The following is an 18686-nucleotide window of genomic DNA, read 5'->3' on the forward strand; positions in this document are numbered from 1 at the left end:
TGGATCGCACAGCAGGGTTTGCCTGCTTTTTTCCGGCCTTCGACATGGATGACGACGGTAATGCCTGCCCGCCCGAATCGATTTTTTCTGCGCTCCGCGCATCGGCACCAATCCGGCATGACGCTGATCGAGGTGCTGATAGCGCTGTTGATCCTGGCTGTCGGCCTGATGGGCGCTGCAATGCTTCAGCTCAACGCGCTCAAGTACACCGACAGCGCCAGGATGATCAGCCAAGCCAGTTTTATCGCCTACGACATGCTCGACCGAATTCGCGCCAATGCTGGCGCGGATTACACGTGGGGGAGGGACGAGTCGGGGCCGCCCAACACTTCGGCCGCCAGTGTGCGCGACCTGGACCTGCACGATTTCGAGGCCAATATCATTGGTTTTGCTGGCAAGGATGCCAAGGGATCCGTGGCGGTAAGCGGGCATGAGGTCACCATCAGCATCAGTTGGGAGGATCGCCGCTCAGCAGGCACCCCAGGAGCACGGGAAACCTTCACGCTGACCAGCCGAGTCACCAGTGAGCAGGGAGCCTTGCAATGAATCGTCATGCCCGAGGTTTCAGCCTGGTGGAGTTGTTGCTGGCACTCGCCGTCGGGCTGGTGCTGGTGTTGGGGGTGAGTCAGGTGCTCATAAGTTCACGATTGACTCACGACAGCCAGCAGGCCGCCATGGTGCTGCAGGATGATGCGCGGCTTGCCCTGGGCAAGATCACACAGGACATTCGTCAGGCAGGCATGTTGGGATGTTTGGCCGCGACCTTTATCGACAACGCCCCGGCTGCCTTCGATCGACCGATAAGCTGGGACGCGTCGGGAAGTTCAAGGTCGCTGACGTTGGTCACCGCGTACGTCGGTAACGGCGCTGGCAAGCCCGACTGGACGGTGTTGTCCGACTGCAAGGAGGCGGCCCAGGCGTATGAGGGGGCAGCACCTGCTGCCGCCCCTGGCCTGATCCGCTTTGGCATACGCCAGCTTACCTACACCTATGAATCGGGCCAGTTGAAGGTCAGTACTCCGGCAGCACCGGCAAAGGCGGTACTGATTGATAACGTGCGTGCATTCGACATCAGTTTTGGCTTGGCGGCTGAGCCTGCATCAACGGTTGTGGTGCGTTACGACAGCCATTCGGCTGACAGTTCTTTGGTACGTAGTGTGCGTATCTCCATGACTCTGCAAGACCCAACTGGGCGGGTTAAGGATCAGACCTACAGTGTCGTCGCGGCGCTGCGAAATCGGTTGGGTTAGGGGCGATGTCGATGCTTGGCGGTATTCGGGTACGGCAGAACGGGATGGTGCTGCTGATCAGTCTGGTATTCCTGCTGTTGTTATCGCAGCTGGGGCTGTCGTCGATACAGGGGGCGGTCGCCCAGCAAAAAGTCGCGAGTAGCCTGTGGCAGCGTAATCAATCCTTTCAGTCTGCTGAGAGCGGTTTGCGGCTGGGGGAGTCGGTTGTGCAGAGGGGCGGCCCTGCGATGCCTGTGTGTAACTCGGTTATTACGTGTGTACCGCCCAATGAAGCATTTTCCTTGACTGGCGCAGGGGCAAACCCTGTCTCAGCGGTCACCTGGTTGGCCTTGAGGGGTGGGTTTTATGGCGTTCAATCCCTGGGGGAAGGAGCAGGGCTGGCTCATTTGCCGCCCGATACACGGGCAGCGCTCTTTCGCATCACTGCCGTGGGCCTTACAGGCCAATCGCGCACGGTGCTGGAGTCGGTTTATGCACGGGTGGAGGAGGGCGGCAACGTCAGGTTTCGACGGATTTCATGGCGGCAACTTCAATAAGGAGCAATGGGATGGGCATGGATAGCCAGGGCTTTACCCTGATGGAGTTATTGATCGCCGTGGCGATCGTTGCGTTGTTGGCCGGCATTGCGTATCCCGGGTACATCGGCCAGGTAAAAAAGGTGTATCGCGCGCAAATAGTCGCGTTGCTGAGCGAGCAAGCCCAGCACCTGGAGCGCGCATATACCAGAAACGGCACTTTTATTGATGCGGGCGGCGCCATTGCGGGTAACGATCACTATAGAATCAGTGTGATTTTAAACCCCCAGGATTTCGACTTGCTCGCTACGCCTGCCGTGGACTCAGTCATGGCGGACGACGCGTGTGCAGCTTTCAGCTTGAGCAGCACCGGTATGCGAAGCAACCCGGGAGCGGCGCCTGAAATGTCGCGCAAAGTCTGCTGGGGGCAGTGATGAGAGTGCTTGAAGAGTGGGCGCCGGGCGCGCCTTTCCCTGTTTATCGGCGGGATCAGATGATGGCAAAGCAACAGCAAGTGGTGATTGTCGGCGGCGGAGTAATCGGGCTGTTGACGGCGTACAACCTTGCCAGAGAAGGGCGTGCAGTCATGCTGCTGGAGCGTGTGGGGCTTGGGCAGGAGTCTTCCTGGGCGGGTGGCGGAATTGTCTCACCGTTGTATCCATGGCGTTATAGCCCAGCCGTGACTGCCTTGGCCCATTGGTCCCAGGATTTCTATCCGCAGTTGGCACAGCGCTTGTTTGCCGCAACCGGTGTCGATCCCGAGGTTCATACCACGGGTTTGTACTGGCTTGACCTGGATGATGAGGCTGATGCATTGGCCTGGGCTGCGCGTGAAGGGCGGCCATTGAGCAAGGTGGATGTGTCCCAGGCTCATGATGCCGTGCCGGCGCTGGGAGGCGGCTACTCCCGGGCGATCTACATGGCCGATGTGGCCAATGTGCGCAACCCTCGCCTGGTTAAATCCTTGAAGGCGGCGCTGCTGGCGTTGCCGGATGTGACGATTCACGAGCACTGCGAAGTGTCGGGTTTTGTGCAGAACAACAATCGCGTGGTGGGGGTGAACACTGCTACGGGACCGGTTTTTGCCGATCAGGTGGTGCTCGCCGCCGGGGCCTGGAGCGGGCAGTTGCTGAGCACACTGGGCATGACCCTTCCCGTGGAGCCGGTCAAAGGCCAAATGATCCTGTACAAGTGCGCGTCCGACTTTTTATCCAGCATGGTCTTGGCCAAGGGGCGCTATGCAATCCCCCGCCGCGATGGGCACATTCTGATTGGAAGCACATTGGAACATGAGGGGTTCGACAAGACGCCGACCGAAACTGCGTTGGCGAGCCTCAAGGCGTCTGCGGTGGAACTGATCCCCGCCTTGGCGGACGCCGAGGTAGTCGGGCATTGGGCGGGGTTGAGGCCCGGTTCGCCGGAAGGTATCCCCTATATCGGAGAGGTTCCCGGCTTTCAGGGCTTGTGGCTCAATTGCGGGCATTACCGCAATGGCCTGGTACTCGCACCTGCCTCCTGCCAGTTGTTCGCCGACTTGCTGTTGGGGCGGGCTCCGATCATTGATCCGGCGCCTTATGCCCCGGCAGGTCGCCTCAACGCTGGATAGACTTCGGCCCTTGTTCCAGGTGCGCCTGGGTGCAGTACCACTCCTGGCGCGAACTCAGTGCGCGATCCTGCGGCAGGTGCACGCCGCAGTGGGCGCATCGCACCATCAGCGCTGCGTTCGGCTCGGCAGGTCGTTGCTGGCGGGCTGCAGGGTTTTTGAATTTGCGCCAGAACCATACCGCGGCAGCAATGACGGCAATCCAGAACAGTAGACGAAGCATGATGGGCAGTTTCTCGACAAGGAATGCGCCAGTTTAGCCAAGCTGGCCACAGGCGCACAGCGCAATAAATACTCGCTCATAAAAAAGGGAGCTCCTTCAGAGCTCCCTTTTGCGTTGCGTCGAACAATCAGTCGAACACACCGAAGGTCATGTAGCTGAACCACGAACGGTCTTCGTTGTTGCCAAGGGCCTGCGGCTCCTCTTCTTCGATAACGTCGCCGTTCTCGTCGTGAGGCTTGAGGTCCGAAGGGATGGCATCCTTGGCGTCCTGGTACTGCTTGATCACGTCCTGGTTGGCGCGGGTTTCACCCGGCGGCAGTGGCGGACGAGACTCGATCAGGCCCAAGGTGTACTTGCTCAGCCACGAACGGTTGTCGGCTTCGGCAACCTGAGGCACGAACTGGCCATCTTTCAGGCTTGGGTGATCTGGGTAGTTGAGCTTCAGGGTTTCCAGGCTGGTGGTCGCCAGGGTGTCCAGGTGCAGACGCTGGTAAGCCTCGGTCATCACCGCCAGGCCGTCGCCCACGGATGGGGTTTCCTGGAAGTTCTCCACAACATAGCGGCCACGGTTGGCGGCAGCTACGTAGGCCTGACGGGTCAGGTAGTAGTGGGCCACGTGGATTTCGTAGGAGGCCAGCAGGTTGCGCAGGTAGATCATGCGCTGCTTGGCGTCCGGCGCGTAGCGGCTGTTGGGGTAGCGGCTGGTCAGCTGGGCGAACTCGTTGTAGGAGTCGCGTGCAGCGCCCGGGTCACGCTTGGTCATGTCCAGCGGCAGGAAGCGCGCCAGCAGGCCAACGTCCTGGTCGAACGAGGTCAGGCCCTTCATGTAGTAGGCGTAGTCCACGTTCGGGTGCTGTGGGTGCAGGCGGATAAAACGCTCGGCAGCGGACTTGGCAGCTTCCGGCTCGGCGTTCTTGTAGTTGGCGTAGATCAGCTCCAACTGGGCCTGGTCGGCATAGCGGCCGAATGGGTAGCGCGACTCCAATGCCTTCAGCTTCGCTGTGGCGCTGGTGTAGCTATTATTGTCCAGGTCTGTCTGAGCTTGCTGGTACAGCTCGACTTCGCTCAGGTTTTCGTCGACGACGTCCTTTGTTGACGAGCAAGCAGCAGTCATGGCGAGGATGGCGATCAGCAGCAGGTGTTTCACTTGCATGGCGGCTTGCGTCCCTATGACGGCCGCTGTCTTGGGCGGGGCCGTCCTGTTATGATGAGCGCCCCGTTGAAAGCCTCGGGGCAAAAGACGCCGTATTTAACCACAAGCGCGCAGCCGAAACCAAAGGCTGTGCCACGCCTAGTCTGAGCATGTCCGATAAAATTGAACTTCGCGCAGAGGTGCCGTCCGAATTGGGCGGCCAACGCCTCGATCAAGTCGCCGCACAATTATTCGCTGAGCACTCGCGCTCGCGCCTTTCCGCCTGGATCAAAGACGGCCGCCTGACTGTGGATGGAGCGGTTATCCGCCCGCGAGACATAGTTCATGGCGGTGCGATTCTTGAGCTGACTGCCGAGCAGGAAGCCCAGGGAGAATGGGTCGCCCAGGACATCGAGCTGGATATCGTCTATGAAGACGACGACATCCTGGTCATCAACAAACCCGCTGGCCTGGTGGTTCACCCGGCTGCCGGGCACGCTGATGGCACTTTGCTCAATGCCCTGTTGCACCACGTCCCGGACATCATCAATGTCCCGCGCTGCGGCATCGTGCACCGTCTGGACAAGGACACCACCGGTTTGATGGTGGTGGCCAAGACCATTCAGGCGCAGACGCAACTGGTTACTCAGTTGCAGAGTCGCAGCGTCAGCCGGATCTACGAGTGCATCGTGATCGGTGTGGTGGTGGCCGGGGGCAAGATCAACGCCCCGATCGGTCGCCATGGCCAGCAGCGCCAGCGTATGGCGGTGATGGAAGGTGGCAAGCAAGCCGTCAGCCACTACCGTGTGCTGGAGCGTTTCCGCTCCCACACCCATGTGCGGGTCAAGCTGGAAACCGGGCGCACCCACCAGATTCGCGTGCACATGGCGCATATCAACTTCCCGTTGGTCGGCGATCCTGCCTACGGTGGGCGCTTCCGTATTCCGCCGGCGGCAAGCCAGACAATGGTCGAGTCGCTGAAGTCCTTCCCGCGTCAGGCACTGCACGCACGCTTCCTGGAACTGGATCATCCGACGAGCGGTAAGCGCATGAGTTGGGAATCGCCACTTCCAGACGACCTGGTCTGGTTGTTGTCGCTGCTCAAGCAGGATCGTGAGGCGTTTATCGGATGAGTGACTGGCTGATTCCTGACTGGCCCGCGCCGTCTCAGGTCAAAGCCTGCGTCACGACTCGTGCGGGCGGTGTCAGTCTGGCGCCGTTCGACAGCCTCAACCTGGGCGATCACGTCGAGGACAGCCTTGAGGCCGTCCTTGAAAATCGCCGTCGTCTGAGCAGCGCCTTCGATATCCAGCCCGCCTGGTTGCGCCAAGTCCACGGTACTCACGTGGTTGAGGCCGATCCAGGCCTTACCGTCGAGGCAGATGGCAGTTGGACCAGCACCCCCGGCATCGCCTGCACATCCATGACCGCCGATTGCCTGCCTGCGCTGTTCTGTAATCGTGCGGGTACCCGGGTTGCCGCAGCCCATGCCGGTTGGCGTGGCTTGGCGGCTGGCGTGCTGGAGGCCGCATTCGAAAGCCTGGATACTGCTCCTGAAGACGTCCTGGTCTGGCTCGGCCCAGCCATTGGCCCGCAAGCCTTTGAGGTCGGCCCGGAGGTACGTGAAGCGTTCATGCAGCAACTGCCGGCCACCGCTGAAGCCTTTGTTCCCAGCCACAACCCCGGCAAGTTCATGGCCGACATCTACCAGCTGGCGCGCCTGCGTCTGGCAGCAAACGGTGTCACCGCTGTATATGGTGGTGGTTTTTGCACCGTGACCGATCCACGCTTCTTTTCTTATCGCCGCAGCCCGCGTACGGGCCGATTCGCCTCCCTTATCTGGCTTGAACGCTAGACTGTCCTGACCTGTATCAACAGTCCGCCGCTTGAAACCCCCAGAATCCACCCCATCTATAAGGGTATCTGGCAGGTTTCTTCATTCAGGATGTGTTTGTTCATAGCTCCGGCCTGCTCAAAAGGAAGGTGACTAATGCGTATTGATCGTTTAACCAGCAAATTGCAGTTGGCCTTATCGGACTCCCAATCCCTGGCGGTCGGCCTCGACCATCCGGCGATTGAGCCGGCACACTTGATGCAGGCGCTCCTGGAGCAACAAGGTGGTTCTATCAAACCCTTGTTGATGCAGGTGGGCTTTGACATCAACAGCCTGCGCAAGGAGTTGAGTAAAGAGCTCGACCAACTGCCGAAAATTCAAAACCCTACCGGCGACGTGAATATGTCCCAGGACCTGGCGCGCCTGCTCAATCAGGCGGACCGCCTGGCCCAGCAGAAGGGTGACCAGTTCATCTCCAGCGAACTGGTGCTGCTCGCCGCCATGGACGACAACAGCAAGCTCGGCAAATTGTTGCTGGGGCAGGGCGTGAGCAAGAAAGCCCTGGAAAACGCTATCAACAACCTGCGTGGCGGCGAGGCCGTGAACGACCCCAACCATGAGGAGTCGCGCCAGGCCCTGGACAAATACACCGTCGACCTGACCAAGCGTGCAGAAGAAGGCAAGCTCGACCCGGTGATTGGTCGTGACGATGAGATTCGTCGCACCATCCAGGTCCTGCAGCGTCGCACCAAGAACAACCCGGTGCTGATCGGTGAGCCTGGCGTGGGTAAAACCGCGATTGCCGAAGGCCTGGCCCAGCGCATCATTAATGGTGAAGTGCCGGACGGCTTAAAAGGCAAACGCCTGTTGTCCCTGGACATGGGGGCCCTGATCGCCGGTGCCAAGTTCCGTGGTGAGTTCGAAGAACGACTGAAATCCCTGCTTAATGAATTGTCGAAGCAGGAAGGCCAGATCATTCTGTTTATCGACGAACTGCACACCATGGTCGGCGCCGGTAAAGGCGAAGGCTCCATGGATGCTGGCAACATGCTCAAGCCGGCCTTGGCGCGGGGCGAGTTGCATTGCGTCGGTGCGACCACGCTCAACGAATACCGTCAGTACATTGAAAAGGATGCGGCCCTTGAGCGGCGTTTCCAGAAAGTGCTGGTGGAAGAGCCAAGCGAAGAAGACACCATCGCGATCCTGCGTGGCCTGAAAGAACGCTATGAGGTCCACCATAAAGTGGCGATCACTGATGGCGCGATCATTGCGGCGGCCAAGCTGAGTCATCGCTACATCACCGATCGTCAGTTGCCGGACAAGGCCATCGACTTGATCGACGAAGCGGCCAGCCGCATTCGCATGGAGATTGACTCCAAGCCGGAAGTGCTCGACCGCCTGGATCGGCGCCTGATTCAACTGAAAGTCGAATCCCAGGCGTTGAAGAAAGAAGAGGACGAGGCAGCGAAGAAACGCCTGGAAAAACTTCAGGAAGAAATCGTCCGTCTGGAGCGTGAGTATTCGGACCTCGAAGAAATCTGGACCTCGGAAAAAGCCGAAGTACAGGGTTCGGCGCAGATCCAGCAGAAAATCGAGCAGTCCCGTCAGGAACTGGAAGCCGCGCGTCGTAAAGGCGATCTGAGCCGCATGGCTGAGTTGCAATATGGTGTGATTCCGGACCTGGAACGCAGCCTGCAGATGGTCGACCAGCACGGCAAGCCTGAGAACCAGTTGCTGCGCAGCAAGGTGACCGAGGAGGAGATCGCCGAAGTAGTCTCCAAGTGGACCGGCATTCCAGTCTCGAAAATGCTCGAAGGCGAGCGCGACAAACTGCTGAAAATGGAAAGTTTGTTGCACCAGCGCGTCATCGGTCAGGAAGAGGCTGTGGTGGCGGTATCCAATGCGGTACGGCGTTCCCGTGCCGGCTTGTCCGACCCGAACCGTCCAAGCGGCTCGTTCATGTTCCTCGGCCCGACCGGCGTAGGTAAGACTGAGCTGTGCAAGGCCCTGGCCGAGTTCCTCTTTGATACTGAAGAGGCCATGGTGCGCATTGATATGTCCGAGTTCATGGAGAAACACTCGGTGGCTCGCCTGATCGGCGCACCACCAGGCTATGTGGGCTACGAGGAGGGCGGTTACCTGACCGAAGCCGTTCGACGCAAGCCTTACTCGGTGATCCTGCTGGATGAGGTCGAGAAGGCGCACCCGGATGTGTTCAACATTTTGCTGCAGGTGCTGGAAGATGGTCGCTTGACGGACAGCCACGGGCGTACGGTGGACTTTCGCAATACGGTGATCGTGATGACCTCCAACCTGGGCTCGGCACAGATCCAGGAACTGGTGGGGGATCGCGAGGCCCAGCGCGCAGCGGTGATGGACGCCTTGACCACCCACTTCCGCCCGGAATTCATCAACCGGGTCGACGAAGTGGTGATCTTCGAGCCTCTGGCACGGGATCAGATTGCGGGTATCACCGAAATCCAGTTGGGCCGCCTGCGCAGTCGCCTGGCTGAGCGTGAGCTCGACCTTGAGCTGAGCGGCGAGGCGTTGGACAAGCTGATCGCAGTGGGCTACGACCCGGTGTATGGCGCACGGCCGTTGAAGCGTGCGATCCAGCGCTGGATCGAGAACCCGCTGGCACAGTTGATCCTGTCGGGCAGCTTTATGCCGGGCACTCGCGTCACGGCAACGGTGAAAGACGACGAAATCGTCTTCCACTGAGGCCAGCACCCGGTGTAATAACAAGAGGCCTCGCATTGCGAGGCCTTTTTTTTCGATAGGGCGTTGAACTGTAAGGCAAAGGCTTGTAAAGTGCGCCCCGCAGCAACGTCAGCCCACGGGTTTCTTCTCCCCAAGAAGAAATCAGAAAGAAGCGCAAATCATTGTCTTAAAAGCAATTTAAAGGGTTGACAGGGGTTTTTAAGATTGTAGAATAGCGCGCCTCAGAGACGCTAACGTAGCGATACGGACAGGGTCGAAGAGAAGGTTACACAGCAGTAAATTTGAAATATGTAGTTCCGTGATAGCTCAGTCGGTAGAGCAAATGACTGTTAATCATTGGGTCCCAGGTTCGAGTCCTGGTCACGGAGCCAATTTCAAATCGGGGTATAGCGCAGTCCGGTAGCGCGCCTGCTTTGGGAGCAGGATGTCGGGAGTTCGAATCCCCCTACCCCGACCATATTTGGGTCGTTAGCTCAGTTGGTAGAGCAGTTGGCTTTTAACCAATTGGTCGTAGGTTCGAATCCCACACGACCCACCATTTTTGAGATCAGTTCAGGCTGGAATCGAATCTTAAGATCAGAGGCCAAAAGCGCTGATCGAAGAAGGCGACTGAAAGGTCGCCTTTTTTTTACCGGGGTATAGCGCAGTCCGGTAGCGCGCCTGCTTTGGGAGCAGGATGTCAGGAGTTCGAATCCCCTTACCCCGACCATATTAAAAATCCTCGTATCGAAAGATACGGGGATTTTTTTTGCGCGCGCGAATCCTGAATTCTCCTCAAAACAAATGTGGGAGGGGGCTTGCTCCCGATAGCGGTGGGTCAGCTAAGTATTCATTAACTGACACACCGCTATCGGGAGCACGCCCCCTCCCACAGGTGTTATGCGTTGTTAGTGGAGTTTGAGGCGCGGTTCTGTGCCTCGCCCAATCTTGCTGCCCAGCATCAGCATCGCCGTGCGGAAGAAGCCGTACAGCGCCATCTGGTGCATACGGTACAGCGACACATAGAACATCCGCGCCAACCAGCCCTCCAGCATCACGCTGCCAGTCAGGTTACCCATCAGGTTACCTACCGCCGAGAACCGCGACAGCGAGATCAGCGAGCCGTAGTCGGTGTACTTGTAGGTCGGCAGATCCTTGCCTTCAATGCGCAATCTCAGCGACTTGGCCAACAACGAAGCCTGCTGATGCGCGGCCTGGGCTCGTGGGGGCACATTGCGGTCGGTGCCCGGTTGCGGGCAGGCGGCACAATCGCCAAAGGCGAAGATGTTTTCATCGCGAGTGGTTTGCAGTGTTTGCAGCACCTGAAGCTGATTGATGCGGTTGGTTTCCAGGCCATCGATGTCTTTGAGAAAACCCGGTGCGCGGATCCCGGCCGCCCATACCTTGAGGCTGGCGGGAATCACTTGGCCGCTGCTGGTAATCAGTGCGTCGGCGGTTGCTTCGCTGACCGCCGAGTTGGTCAGCACGGTCACCCCGAGTTTTTCCAGGGTTTTATGCACTGGGCCGCCGATCCGCTCTGGCAGGGCAGGCAATACCCGCGGGCCGGCTTCGATCAGGGTGATATGCATGTTTTCCGGTTTGATGCGGTCCAGGCCATAGGCAGCCAGTTCATGGGCTGCGTTATGCAGCTCGGCGGCCAGCTCCACCCCGGTGGCGCCGGCACCGACGATGGCCACGCTGATTTGTTCAACGGCATCGGTTTGTCCGGCATGGGCGCGCAGGTAGTGGTTGAGCAGTTGTTGGTGGAAGCGCTCGGCTTGCTTGCGGGTATCGAGGAACAGGCAATGCTGCGCCGCACCCTCGGTGCCGAAGTCGTTGGTGGTGCTGCCTACGGCAATGACCAGGCTGTCATAGCCCAGTACGCGCGCGGGCACCAGCTCGCGGCCTTCTTCATCGAGGGTGGCGGCCAGCTGGATTTTCTTCTGTTCACGGTCAAGCCCACTCATGCGCCCAAGCTGGAACTCGAAGTGGTTCCATTTTGCCTGGGCGACATAATTGAGTTCGTCTTCCGAAGAATTCAGCGAGCCGGCAGCCACTTCGTGCAGCAGAGGCTTCCAGATGTGAGTCAGGTTGGCGTCCACCAGCGTGATGCTGGCCTTGCCGCGCTTGCCCAGAGTCTTACCCAGGCGGGTAGCCAACTCCAGGCCGCCGGCGCCGCCGCCGACGATAATAATACGATGGGTCATGGGGATATCTCGCAAGGCTAAAAGAAATCGGAGCAGTTACCCCCGCGAGCGCCAGGCAGCTCATAGCGTCAGGTAACTCAATAGGCGGCTCAGCACGCCGAGCCCGATCACCACTACCAGCACCACACAAAGGAGCAGCCATGGCCGGAAAGGCTTGCGTTCGACTCTGTGCTGGGAGAGTTGCAGGTACTCTTGGACATGCTGTTGGTCATCGGGGTTCAGGCGGCTGGTCATAAAGGCCTCGTCAGGTAGACGTTGCAAAAGGGCGCCACGTTACAGCCAAGGGTTCAAAGGCTGATGCCCACATCGAACACTATGCTGCGGCCCAGGTTGTTGCGCAAGAAGTCCGGCGCGTCCGGGTGTGCGAACAGTACGCGCGCGAAGGTTGGCCCCACCAGTGACAGTGAGCGCCAGCCCTGGCGCAGGTATTCGGTTGGCGGCGGAAAGTGGCTGTTGAGGTCCAGCACTTCGCGTTTGAGGCTGGTGAAAGCGATAAGGTCCAACTCCCCCAGGTCCATGCCGCGTTCTTTGTAGTTATGTGCTTTTTTGCGCAGTGTCGGTGCCAGGCGCAACAGAAACTCATGGGCGGGAATGCGTCGTGGCTTGGCTTCGCGCCGCACCAGTTGGCTCAAAGAGAACGCGCTACGCCTGCGCAGCAATTCATCGCGCCATTCGTCGTTCAGGCGGCGCCCCTCGTCCAGCACGAAAAACACCTCGAAACTGGCGTCGCGAAACAACACATCCGGCGGCTCCTGGCCCGCAGCGTGAAACTCTTCGACGCGGTAGGGCACATTCAAGCCCTGCAGCAGGCGCTGGCAGACCCAACGCTCACGCTCCCATTTGCGGGCATTGGACAGAAACGCATTGGCTTGTTCGGCTGCTACGGTGAGCAGGCGCAAATAATCTGAGTCATCCATATTCCCAGCTTAGCGTTCAAATGATGACCACAGGAAGTCCTGCTTTAAAACGCGGGTGTAGACTGGTCACCTGGCAGCAGGCCCAAGGATGAGGTGTGTGGTGAGGCTTTTTATAAAGGTAGTGCATCCGTGATCAGTGCAGCTGTTCTGGCGCCATCGACCCTCGGCATTGGCTGGCTGTTATATGCGCCGGTGGTGATGTGGGCGACGTTGCGCTCGCCTTGGGTCGAATTGTTCGCCGACCGACGGCGCCAGCATTTGCTGTTCGGTACGGTGTTCGCGTTGTTTATGCTGTGGCTGGTGCGCCGGGATTTCGATACCGGGGTCTCGTACCACTTTATCGGCATGACCGCCGTGACCTTGCTGCTGGATTGGCCGCTGGCAATCGTCGGTGGGTTTGCTGCCCAGTTCGGATTGATGCTGCTGGGGCGCCAGGATCTGGCCGCCCTTGGCGTCAACGGCCTGCTTCTGGTCGGGCTGCCGGTGCTGGTCACCGAAAGCTGCGCGCTGTTGGTCGAACGGGCGCAACCGCGAAACCCCTTTGTGTATATCTTCTGTTCCGGTTTTTTTGCGGCGGCGCTGTCGGCATTGTTGTGCCTGTTGGTTGGCCTGGGCCTGTTGTGGTTGAACGGCCGCTTTGCGATGCCGGAATGGTTGGAGGACTTTGTAGGTTACCTGTGGCTGATCATCTTCCCTGAAGCCTTTATCAACGGCATGGTCATCAGCGCGCTGGTGGTGTTTTGCCCGGAATGGCTGGAGACCTTCAACCGAACTCGCTATCTCTCGGCCCCCTGGAAGGACGACGATTCACGGCGTTGATCCAGGTCAAATCTCGCACGACGGCGCAGGCCCATGCTCTGCAAAATTTTTTCTGGAGCACGGATCATGAGTGTGTACGAGTGGGCACGGCAGGAGTTGCGCAGAAGCCAGGACGCAGCGCAGGAAATCGGTTTTGACCCCGGCTTGACCTTGCGCGCCATGCTCAGTGCGGTGGTGCAGCAAAGCAAGGGTGTACGCAGTTTTGAAGACCTGGCCGACGAGTTGCAATACCTTGCAGAAAACCTCGACGACCAGCAGGAATATGCCTTTATGCGGCCTTAGTGGCGCGGCGGCAGGTCTTCGGAAAACAGTTCATCTTCGGCGTCCGGGGCCACCGGAATCTTGTGTTCTTCAGCGGCCCAGGCACCCAGGTCGATAAGCTTGCAACGGTCCGAGCAGAACGGCCGGTTGAGGTTGGTCGCTTTCCATTCCACGGGTGCACCGCAGGTTGGGCAGTCGACGGTCAAGGGTTGGCTCATGATCGGCCTCCACGCAAAGTAAGGTAAAAGTGGTGCAGTCGCTCGACCTCGCCGTGCAGCCAGGCAAGGTCCTTATCGTTGACCAGCACGTCATCGGCATGGTTCAGGCGGTCTTCGCGGCTCGATTGGGCCTTGAGAATCGCCTGCACCTGTTGTTCGCTGATGCCATCGCGCTGCAGGGTACGCTGAATCTGCAGCGATTGCGGCACGTCGATCACCAGGATGCGCTGGGTCATGCTGTATTGGCCGGACTCGATCAGCAGCGGTGACACCAGGATCGCGTAAGGCGACTGGGCGCGTGCCAGGTGGCTGCGAATTTCCTCGGCAATCAGCGGGTGCAGCAAGGCTTCCAGCCACAAACGTTCTTGCGGTATCTCAAAGATCAGTTTGCGCAGCGCGGCGCGATCCAGCTGGCCGTCGGGTTGCAGCACGCCGTCGCCGAAATGCTCGGCAATGCGCGCCAGTGCCGGTCGCCCGGGTTCGACGACCCAGCGGGCAGCATGATCGGCGTCCACCAGGTCGATGCCCAGGTCGATAAAGTGCTCGGCCGCAGCGCTTTTGCCGCTGCCAATGCCGCCTGTGAGGCCAAGAATCCAGGGTGTTGCGACAGAAGTGGTCATCTGAAACCGACAGACTGCAAATAGAAGTCGGTTATTTGACCACCCCAGAGCAATGCAATCCAGCCGGCAATTGCCAGGCACGGCCCAAAGGGCATCGGCGTCGACGTTTGGGCCTTGCGCAAACGCAGCAGGATCAGCCCTGCAAACACGCCCATCAGTGAGGCCATCAGCAACGTCATCGGCAGGATCTGCCAGCCACCCCAGGCTCCCAGCAATGCCAATAACTTGAAATCGCCATGGCCCATGCCATCCTTGCCGGTGACCAGCTTGAACAACCAGAACACGCTCCATAGGCTCATGTAGCCAATGACCGCGCCCCACAGTGCGTCGGGCAGTGTCGCCAACAGGTCAGCGCTGTTGATAACCAGCCCCAGCCAGAGCAGCGGCAGGACCAGCGCGTCCGGCAGCAATTGGTGGTCCAGGTCAATCAGGCTCATGGCCAGCAAGCCCCAGCTCAGCAACATCACCGCAGCGGCTTGCCAGCCGAAGCCGAAATGCCAGGCAACGGCCGCGGTGATCAGCGCGCACGTCACTTCGGTCAGGGGATAGCGGACGCTGATGGGCTCACGGCAATGGGCGCAACGACCCCTGAGCATCAGGAAGCTGAGCAGCGGGATATTTTCCCAGGGCCGAATCGGCTGGTTGCAGCGCGGACAGCAGGAGCTCGGGCGCATCAGGTTGTACACCGGACCGGCGGGCTCGGTTGGCAGGCCAAGGACCTCATGGGCCTGGGCACGCCATTCGCGTTCGAGCATTTTGGGCAGGCGCCAGACCAGTACGTTGATGAAACTGCCGATGATCAGGCCGAGCACCAGTGCCATGCAGGCAAACGCCCAGTGCTGCTCGCTCAGCAGCAGGCTCAAAAGGCCGTACCCAATTGAAAGACCGGCAGGTACATCGCGATCACCAGCGCGCCGACAATGGCCCCCAGGACAACCATGATCAGCGGCTCCATCAGGCTGGTGAGGTTATCGACCAGGGTGTCTACGTCCGACTCGTAGTGGTTCGCGACTTTTTCCAGCATCCGGTCCAGGGTGCCGGACTCCTCTCCAATGGCGGTCATCTGGATCGCCATGCCGGGAAACAAACCGCAGCTGTGCATGGATTGATTCAACTGCATGCCTGTGGATACATCGTGGCGCATACGTTCGATTGCCTGTTTGAAGGGGTCATTGCCGACGGCTCCGGCTACTGAGCCCAGTGCCTGGACCAGCGGGACACCCGCTGCAAATGTGGTCGAAAGCGTGCGGGCGTAGCGGGCGACGGCGGTTTTTTGCAGCAGTTTGCCTGCCAGAGGCGCTTTCAACAAACTCGCTTGCAGCCAATGGCGAAAGCCAGGGTAACGGCGGTAGGCGTGGCGCAGCCCGCCCACCCCCACGGCCAGGCCCAGCACGAGTATCCACCACGCTTGTTGCAAGAACTCGGACAGGGCAATGACCCCCAGGGTAAACCCGGGCAGTTGGCTGTCGACCCCGGCAAACATATGCTGGAACTGAGGCACGACGTGTATCAACAGCACTGTGCTGACCAGTGTCGCGACTACCAGGACTGCGACAGGGTAAGTCATGGCTTTTTTGATCCTGGCTTTGAGCTGTTGGCTTTTTTCCAGATGAATCGCCACGCGCTCCAGCAGGGTTTCCAGAGCCCCGGCCTGTTCTCCGGCAGCTACCAGGTTGCAGTACAGGTCATCGAAATAACGCGGGTGCAGGCGTAGCGCTGCGGCCAGGTTATTGCCGCTGGCGATCTGTTGTTTCAACGCCTTGACCAGTTCACGCACCTGCTGGTTTTCAAAACCCTCACTGATGATGTCGAAGGCTTGCAGCAGCGGGATCCCGGCTTTGAGCAAGGTCGCCAACTGTCGGGTAAACAGGGCGATATCGGCTGGCAGGATTCGCGGGGTGAAAGCCGAACGTGATCGAGGCCTCTTGCGCACACGCTCGGGGCAGATCCCTTGCTGGCGCAGTTGTGCCTTGATCAGCGCAAGGCTGTCGCCAGCGGTTTGCCCGGTCACCCTGCGTCCTTTGCGGTTGGTGCCTTCCCAGGCATAGATCGTTGACGTGTCGTTCATATCGGTTTGCGCACCCGGCAGTGAAGAATTTATAGCGTAGTCAGGTGGCGGATTCGGGGCGGCTGGTGTTATGGGATAAAGTGTCAGAATGTGCGTCTTGCAGGCGATGGGCTTCGTGGTGGTGGGTACACTGGCGCCGTTGCACACTTCGGGGCGCAGGACGCGCCTTGTCATGGTTTTATTCTGGAGAGTGAAAGAGATGCGTCAAAAAGGCTTTACCTTGATCGAGTTGTTGATCGTTGTGGCAATCATCGGCATTTTGGCCACGATCGGTTTGCCCATGTACACCAAGCACCAGGCCAAGGCCAAGTTTACGGCGGGGCTGGCTGAAATCAGCGCGTTGAAGGCCGGTTATGAAGACGTCATCAACCAGGGCACTGTGCCCACTGTGTCGTTGATCGGTGGCAACAGCCCCACTGCCAATTGCAAGATCGACGTGACAGGAGATGTAGCCTCGGGCGCCGGCTCCATCAGCTGTGAAATCCTCGATGCGCCAGCGCCCGTGCTCGGCAAGACCATCACCTTGACCCGCAACGCAACCAGCGGATGGACCTGTGCTACCACAGCGGATCCGCAGTACGTTGCCAAGGGCTGCTCTGCCAACGGCGCGTGATGGCGCCGGGCGGTGAGCGAGTCAGTTGCTGCATGACCAATGCAGTGCTAGCTTTAGCCCACCGCCCGTGTAGCTCAGCCGGTAGAGCAGCGCACTCGTAACGCGAAGGTCGCAGGTTCGATTCCTGTCTCGGGCAAAAGCGCACCACTGCTTCAAAGGCAATGTTTTCAGATGATCCCAGAATGGTTCTGAAGGCCAGACGAGTCGGCATTCGTGCTCGCTCTTTTGTATCTGCGCAACCTTGATGACCCAGATGCATCCCCATTCCTCGATCCAAGAGAACGACATGACCACGACTGAGATAACCCAGCAAGCGCGTCACGAAGAAGCACTCAAGCAATACCTTGAGGAGTCGCCGCAGCTTAAAGAAGAGATCAAGGACCTGAGCGCTGACGACCAGCGCGATCAGATTCAGTGGGCATTCGAGGATGAGGCAGAGAGCCAGAGCCTCCAGCCTTGGGAGTTGACCCTCAAGTACACCTCGACACCGGAAGAATTCGAAGCTGCGCGGTTGGCCTTGCATAAAGAGGCGGCCGAGGTGCTGGGCGTCGAATGGGAAGAGTACTGCGAGATGAATAATCTTGTAGTTTAAAAGCAGCCGCGAGTTTCAAGCTGCAAGCGGCAAGTTGTCTCGCAGCCTTCTTGCAGCTTGCAGCTGGCAACTACTCAGATACTGAGGCGCATCGACAGATCCACTGCCTTCACATCCTTGGTCATCGCGCCGATGGAGATGAAGTCCACACCGGTTTCAGCGATAGGCAGCAGGGTACTTTCATTGATCCCGCCGCTGGCTTCCAGCTTGGCCTTGCCGGCGTTCAAGCGCACGGCCTCGCGCATGTCTACCAGGCTCAGTTCATCGAGCATGATGATGTCGGCTCCCGCCGCCAGGGCTTCGCGCAACTCATCCAGGTTTTCCACTTCGATTTCCACCGGCTTGCCTGGGGCGATCTTGTGGGCGGCCGTAATCGCCTGGGCAATGCCACCGCAGGCGGCAATATGGTTTTCCTTGATCAGGAACGCGTCATACAGCCCGATGCGGTGATTGTGGCAACCGCCACAGGTGACCGCGTATTTTTGCGCCAGGCGCAGGCCCGGTAATGTCTTGCGGGTGTCCAGCAGCTTGACCTGGGTGCTGGCGACAAAGTCCGCGAGGAACTGCGCTCGGGTGGCTACACCTGACAGCATCTGCAAAAAATTCAGCGCACTGCGTTCACCTGTGAGCAGCGAGCGTGCCGGGCCTTCAAGGTGGAACAGCGCCTGGTTGGGGCTCACACGTTCACCGTCGGCCACCTGCCAATGCACGGCCACCCGTGGGTCCAGTTGGCGAAATACCGCATCCACCCAGGCCGTACCGGCAATAACAGCCGCTTCGCGGGTAATGATCGTGGCCTTGGCCAGCCGTTCGGCGGGGATCAACTGCGCGGTGATATCGCCACTGCCGATGTCTTCCAGCAGTGCGCGGCGCACGTTGGCTTCGATTTCGGCGGTGAGGTCGGCAAGACGGAGGTTCGGCATAACAGGCTCCACAAACAAAGTGCCTGGATTATAGGGGCTGCGTGCGTTCGAACCCAGCGCGCCGCTCATTTACAGCGTAAAGGCAGAGTTTGCTGGCGCAACCCCCCTCATTTGCAAGATAATCTCGCGCCTTTCAATTGGCGTCATAGCTTTGACGTCGAGGTGGTAGCCGGTTTATTTGCAGCGCACTG

The 18686-nt window shown here is 59.2% G+C and carries 22 protein-coding genes and 5 tRNA genes; 17 read left to right on the top strand and 10 right to left on the bottom strand.

Going from position 1 to position 18686, the window contains the following annotated elements:
* Positions 1–60: 60 nt before the first annotated feature.
* From pilV to thiO, 5 genes are all read left to right on the top strand, one after another.
* The gene (gene pilV / locus LJX92_RS03820) at positions 61–546 is read left to right on the top strand and encodes a type IV pilus modification protein PilV (RefSeq protein ID WP_005784655.1); all 486 of its coding nucleotides are present in this window, start codon (positions 61–63) and stop codon (positions 544–546) included.
* A complete protein-coding gene (locus tag LJX92_RS03825) occupies positions 543–1250 on the top strand; it encodes a prepilin-type N-terminal cleavage/methylation domain-containing protein (protein ID WP_148853442.1) in 708 nt (235 codons plus the stop codon). The genes pilV and LJX92_RS03825 overlap by 4 nt, the downstream gene beginning before the upstream one ends.
* 5 nt (positions 1251–1255) lie before the next feature.
* Positions 1256–1786: a pilus assembly PilX family protein gene (locus tag LJX92_RS03830; RefSeq protein ID WP_032877967.1), complete on the top strand. Its 531-nt coding sequence runs from the start codon at positions 1256–1258 to the stop codon at positions 1784–1786.
* An 11-nt stretch (positions 1787–1797) separates the two neighbouring features.
* Positions 1798–2199 carry a type IV pilin protein gene (locus tag LJX92_RS03835; protein ID WP_032877965.1) on the top strand — a complete coding sequence of 134 codons (402 nt, stop codon included), beginning with the start codon at positions 1798–1800 and terminating at the stop codon, positions 2197–2199.
* Between the two features lie 62 nt (positions 2200–2261).
* On the top strand, positions 2262–3371 hold the full coding sequence (gene thiO / locus LJX92_RS03840) for a glycine oxidase ThiO (RefSeq protein WP_032877963.1): 1110 nt from the start codon (positions 2262–2264) through the stop codon (positions 3369–3371).
* Here the strand turns inward: thiO and LJX92_RS03845 are convergent.
* Together LJX92_RS03845 and LJX92_RS03850 are read right to left on the bottom strand one after the other, a co-directional pair.
* Complete coding sequence (locus LJX92_RS03845) at positions 3358–3591, bottom strand: PP0621 family protein (protein ID WP_005784659.1); 234 nt, start codon at positions 3589–3591, stop codon at positions 3358–3360. The two genes, thiO and LJX92_RS03845, sit on opposite strands and share 14 nt — an antisense overlap.
* A gap of 127 nt (positions 3592–3718) precedes the next feature.
* Complete coding sequence (locus tag LJX92_RS03850) at positions 3719–4744, bottom strand: outer membrane protein assembly factor BamD (protein WP_005784660.1); 1026 nt, start codon at positions 4742–4744, stop codon at positions 3719–3721.
* Positions 4745–4893: 149 nt separating this feature from the next.
* Here LJX92_RS03850 and rluD point away from each other — a divergent pair, with 149 nt between their 5' ends.
* The 7 genes from rluD to LJX92_RS03885 all read left to right on the top strand — a co-directional run bounded on the left by rluD (position 4894) and on the right by LJX92_RS03885 (position 9987).
* A complete protein-coding gene (gene rluD / locus LJX92_RS03855; RefSeq protein WP_005784662.1) occupies positions 4894–5856 on the top strand; it encodes a 23S rRNA pseudouridine(1911/1915/1917) synthase RluD in 963 nt (320 codons plus the stop codon).
* Positions 5853–6578, top strand: coding sequence for a peptidoglycan editing factor PgeF (gene pgeF, locus LJX92_RS03860; protein ID WP_032877959.1), 726 nt, complete (start codon positions 5853–5855; stop codon positions 6576–6578). Before rluD ends, pgeF begins: the two co-directional genes overlap by 4 nt.
* Before the next feature lie 135 nt (positions 6579–6713).
* A complete protein-coding gene (clpB, locus tag LJX92_RS03865; protein ID WP_005784667.1) occupies positions 6714–9278 on the top strand; it encodes an ATP-dependent chaperone ClpB in 2565 nt (854 codons plus the stop codon).
* A 295-nt stretch (positions 9279–9573) separates the two neighbouring features.
* Positions 9574–9649, top strand: a tRNA-Asn gene (locus LJX92_RS03870).
* Positions 9650–9658: 9 nt separating this feature from the next.
* Positions 9659–9735 (top strand) — tRNA-Pro (locus LJX92_RS03875).
* A gap of 5 nt (positions 9736–9740) precedes the next feature.
* Positions 9741–9816, top strand: a tRNA-Lys gene (locus LJX92_RS03880).
* A 94-nt stretch (positions 9817–9910) separates the two neighbouring features.
* Positions 9911–9987 (top strand) — tRNA-Pro (locus LJX92_RS03885).
* Positions 9988–10165: 178 nt separating this feature from the next.
* Here the strand turns inward: LJX92_RS03885 and LJX92_RS03890 are convergent.
* Genes LJX92_RS03890 through LJX92_RS03900 form a run of 3 tightly spaced genes read right to left on the bottom strand, consistent with a single transcriptional unit; the run spans position 10166 to position 12381 of the window.
* Complete coding sequence (locus LJX92_RS03890) at positions 10166–11464, bottom strand: NAD(P)/FAD-dependent oxidoreductase (RefSeq protein WP_228309332.1); 1299 nt, start codon at positions 11462–11464, stop codon at positions 10166–10168.
* Between the two features lie 60 nt (positions 11465–11524).
* Positions 11525–11698 carry a DUF3094 family protein gene (locus tag LJX92_RS03895; RefSeq protein WP_005784671.1) on the bottom strand — a complete coding sequence of 58 codons (174 nt, stop codon included), beginning with the start codon at positions 11696–11698 and terminating at the stop codon, positions 11525–11527.
* Positions 11699–11751: 53 nt separating this feature from the next.
* Positions 11752–12381: a DUF1780 domain-containing protein gene (locus LJX92_RS03900; protein ID WP_003188431.1), complete on the bottom strand. Its 630-nt coding sequence runs from the start codon at positions 12379–12381 to the stop codon at positions 11752–11754.
* A gap of 129 nt (positions 12382–12510) precedes the next feature.
* On the opposite strand from LJX92_RS03900, the gene LJX92_RS03905 reads away from it, so the two are divergent.
* The gene (locus LJX92_RS03905; RefSeq protein WP_032877845.1) at positions 12511–13200 is read left to right on the top strand and encodes an energy-coupling factor ABC transporter permease; all 690 of its coding nucleotides are present in this window, start codon (positions 12511–12513) and stop codon (positions 13198–13200) included.
* Positions 13201–13266: 66 nt separating this feature from the next.
* A complete protein-coding gene (locus LJX92_RS03910) occupies positions 13267–13482 on the top strand; it encodes a hypothetical protein (protein WP_003171680.1) in 216 nt (71 codons plus the stop codon).
* Here LJX92_RS03910 and yacG read toward each other — a convergent pair.
* Genes yacG through LJX92_RS03930 form a run of 4 tightly spaced genes read right to left on the bottom strand, consistent with a single transcriptional unit; the run spans position 13479 to position 16367 of the window.
* Complete coding sequence (gene yacG / locus LJX92_RS03915; protein WP_003188437.1) at positions 13479–13679, bottom strand: DNA gyrase inhibitor YacG; 201 nt, start codon at positions 13677–13679, stop codon at positions 13479–13481. The genes LJX92_RS03910 and yacG overlap by 4 nt on opposite strands.
* Positions 13676–14299, bottom strand: a complete 624-nt coding sequence (coaE, locus tag LJX92_RS03920) for a dephospho-CoA kinase (protein ID WP_103734653.1) — start codon at positions 14297–14299, stop codon at positions 13676–13678. Before coaE ends, yacG begins: the two co-directional genes overlap by 4 nt.
* A complete protein-coding gene (locus tag LJX92_RS03925) occupies positions 14296–15162 on the bottom strand; it encodes an A24 family peptidase (RefSeq protein ID WP_323134836.1) in 867 nt (288 codons plus the stop codon). Before LJX92_RS03925 ends, coaE begins: the two co-directional genes overlap by 4 nt.
* Positions 15159–16367 (bottom strand): type II secretion system F family protein, encoded by a 1209-nt coding sequence (locus LJX92_RS03930; protein WP_228309333.1) that lies wholly within the window; start codon positions 16365–16367, stop codon positions 15159–15161. Before LJX92_RS03930 ends, LJX92_RS03925 begins: the two co-directional genes overlap by 4 nt.
* A 199-nt stretch (positions 16368–16566) precedes the next feature.
* Between LJX92_RS03930 and LJX92_RS03935 the strand changes: the two genes are divergently transcribed.
* The 3 genes from LJX92_RS03935 to LJX92_RS03945 all read left to right on the top strand — a co-directional run bounded on the left by LJX92_RS03935 (position 16567) and on the right by LJX92_RS03945 (position 17572).
* Positions 16567–16980 carry a pilin gene (locus LJX92_RS03935; protein ID WP_005784685.1) on the top strand — a complete coding sequence of 138 codons (414 nt, stop codon included), beginning with the start codon at positions 16567–16569 and terminating at the stop codon, positions 16978–16980.
* Between the two features lie 63 nt (positions 16981–17043).
* A tRNA-Thr gene (locus LJX92_RS03940) sits at positions 17044–17116 on the top strand.
* A 150-nt stretch (positions 17117–17266) separates the two neighbouring features.
* Positions 17267–17572 carry a DUF6388 family protein gene (locus LJX92_RS03945; RefSeq protein WP_032877840.1) on the top strand — a complete coding sequence of 102 codons (306 nt, stop codon included), beginning with the start codon at positions 17267–17269 and terminating at the stop codon, positions 17570–17572.
* 74 nt (positions 17573–17646) lie between these two features.
* On the opposite strand, the gene nadC is transcribed toward LJX92_RS03945, so the two are convergent.
* Positions 17647–18495 carry a carboxylating nicotinate-nucleotide diphosphorylase gene (gene nadC, locus LJX92_RS03950; RefSeq protein WP_032877839.1) on the bottom strand — a complete coding sequence of 283 codons (849 nt, stop codon included), beginning with the start codon at positions 18493–18495 and terminating at the stop codon, positions 17647–17649.
* Between the last annotated feature and the right edge of the window lie 191 nt (positions 18496–18686).

This window comes from Pseudomonas sp. HN8-3 (assembly GCF_020790195.1).
Lineage (GTDB): Bacteria > Pseudomonadota > Gammaproteobacteria > Pseudomonadales > Pseudomonadaceae > Aquipseudomonas > Aquipseudomonas synxantha_A.

Bases quoted from the DNA above. Each gene is read 5' to 3' on its own strand.
- pilV (WP_005784655.1), top strand. From the start codon at position 61: ATGCCTGCCCGCCCGAATCGATTTTTTCTGCGCTCCGCGCATCGGCAC.
- LJX92_RS03825 (WP_148853442.1), top strand. From the start codon at position 543: ATGAATCGTCATGCCCGAGGTTTCAGCCTGGTGGAGTTGTTGCTGGCA.
- LJX92_RS03830 (WP_032877967.1), top strand. From the start codon at position 1,256: ATGTCGATGCTTGGCGGTATTCGGGTACGGCAGAACGGGATGGTGCTG.
- LJX92_RS03835 (WP_032877965.1), top strand. From the start codon at position 1,798: ATGGGCATGGATAGCCAGGGCTTTACCCTGATGGAGTTATTGATCGCC.
- thiO (WP_032877963.1), top strand. From the start codon at position 2,262: ATGGCAAAGCAACAGCAAGTGGTGATTGTCGGCGGCGGAGTAATCGGG.
- LJX92_RS03845 (WP_005784659.1), bottom strand. From the start codon at position 3,591: ATGCTTCGTCTACTGTTCTGGATTGCCGTCATTGCTGCCGCGGTATGG.
- LJX92_RS03850 (WP_005784660.1), bottom strand. From the start codon at position 4,744: ATGCAAGTGAAACACCTGCTGCTGATCGCCATCCTCGCCATGACTGCT.
- rluD (WP_005784662.1), top strand. From the start codon at position 4,894: ATGTCCGATAAAATTGAACTTCGCGCAGAGGTGCCGTCCGAATTGGGC.
- pgeF (WP_032877959.1), top strand. From the start codon at position 5,853: ATGAGTGACTGGCTGATTCCTGACTGGCCCGCGCCGTCTCAGGTCAAA.
- clpB (WP_005784667.1), top strand. From the start codon at position 6,714: ATGCGTATTGATCGTTTAACCAGCAAATTGCAGTTGGCCTTATCGGAC.
- LJX92_RS03890 (WP_228309332.1), bottom strand. From the start codon at position 11,464: ATGACCCATCGTATTATTATCGTCGGCGGCGGCGCCGGCGGCCTGGAG.
- LJX92_RS03895 (WP_005784671.1), bottom strand. From the start codon at position 11,698: ATGACCAGCCGCCTGAACCCCGATGACCAACAGCATGTCCAAGAGTAC.
- LJX92_RS03900 (WP_003188431.1), bottom strand. From the start codon at position 12,381: ATGGATGACTCAGATTATTTGCGCCTGCTCACCGTAGCAGCCGAACAA.
- LJX92_RS03910 (WP_003171680.1), top strand. From the start codon at position 13,267: ATGAGTGTGTACGAGTGGGCACGGCAGGAGTTGCGCAGAAGCCAGGAC.
- yacG (WP_003188437.1), bottom strand. From the start codon at position 13,679: ATGAGCCAACCCTTGACCGTCGACTGCCCAACCTGCGGTGCACCCGTG.
- coaE (WP_103734653.1), bottom strand. From the start codon at position 14,299: ATGACCACTTCTGTCGCAACACCCTGGATTCTTGGCCTCACAGGCGGC.
- LJX92_RS03930 (WP_228309333.1), bottom strand. From the start codon at position 16,367: ATGAACGACACGTCAACGATCTATGCCTGGGAAGGCACCAACCGCAAA.
- LJX92_RS03935 (WP_005784685.1), top strand. From the start codon at position 16,567: ATGCGTCAAAAAGGCTTTACCTTGATCGAGTTGTTGATCGTTGTGGCA.
- LJX92_RS03945 (WP_032877840.1), top strand. From the start codon at position 17,267: ATGACCACGACTGAGATAACCCAGCAAGCGCGTCACGAAGAAGCACTC.
- nadC (WP_032877839.1), bottom strand. From the start codon at position 18,495: ATGCCGAACCTCCGTCTTGCCGACCTCACCGCCGAAATCGAAGCCAAC.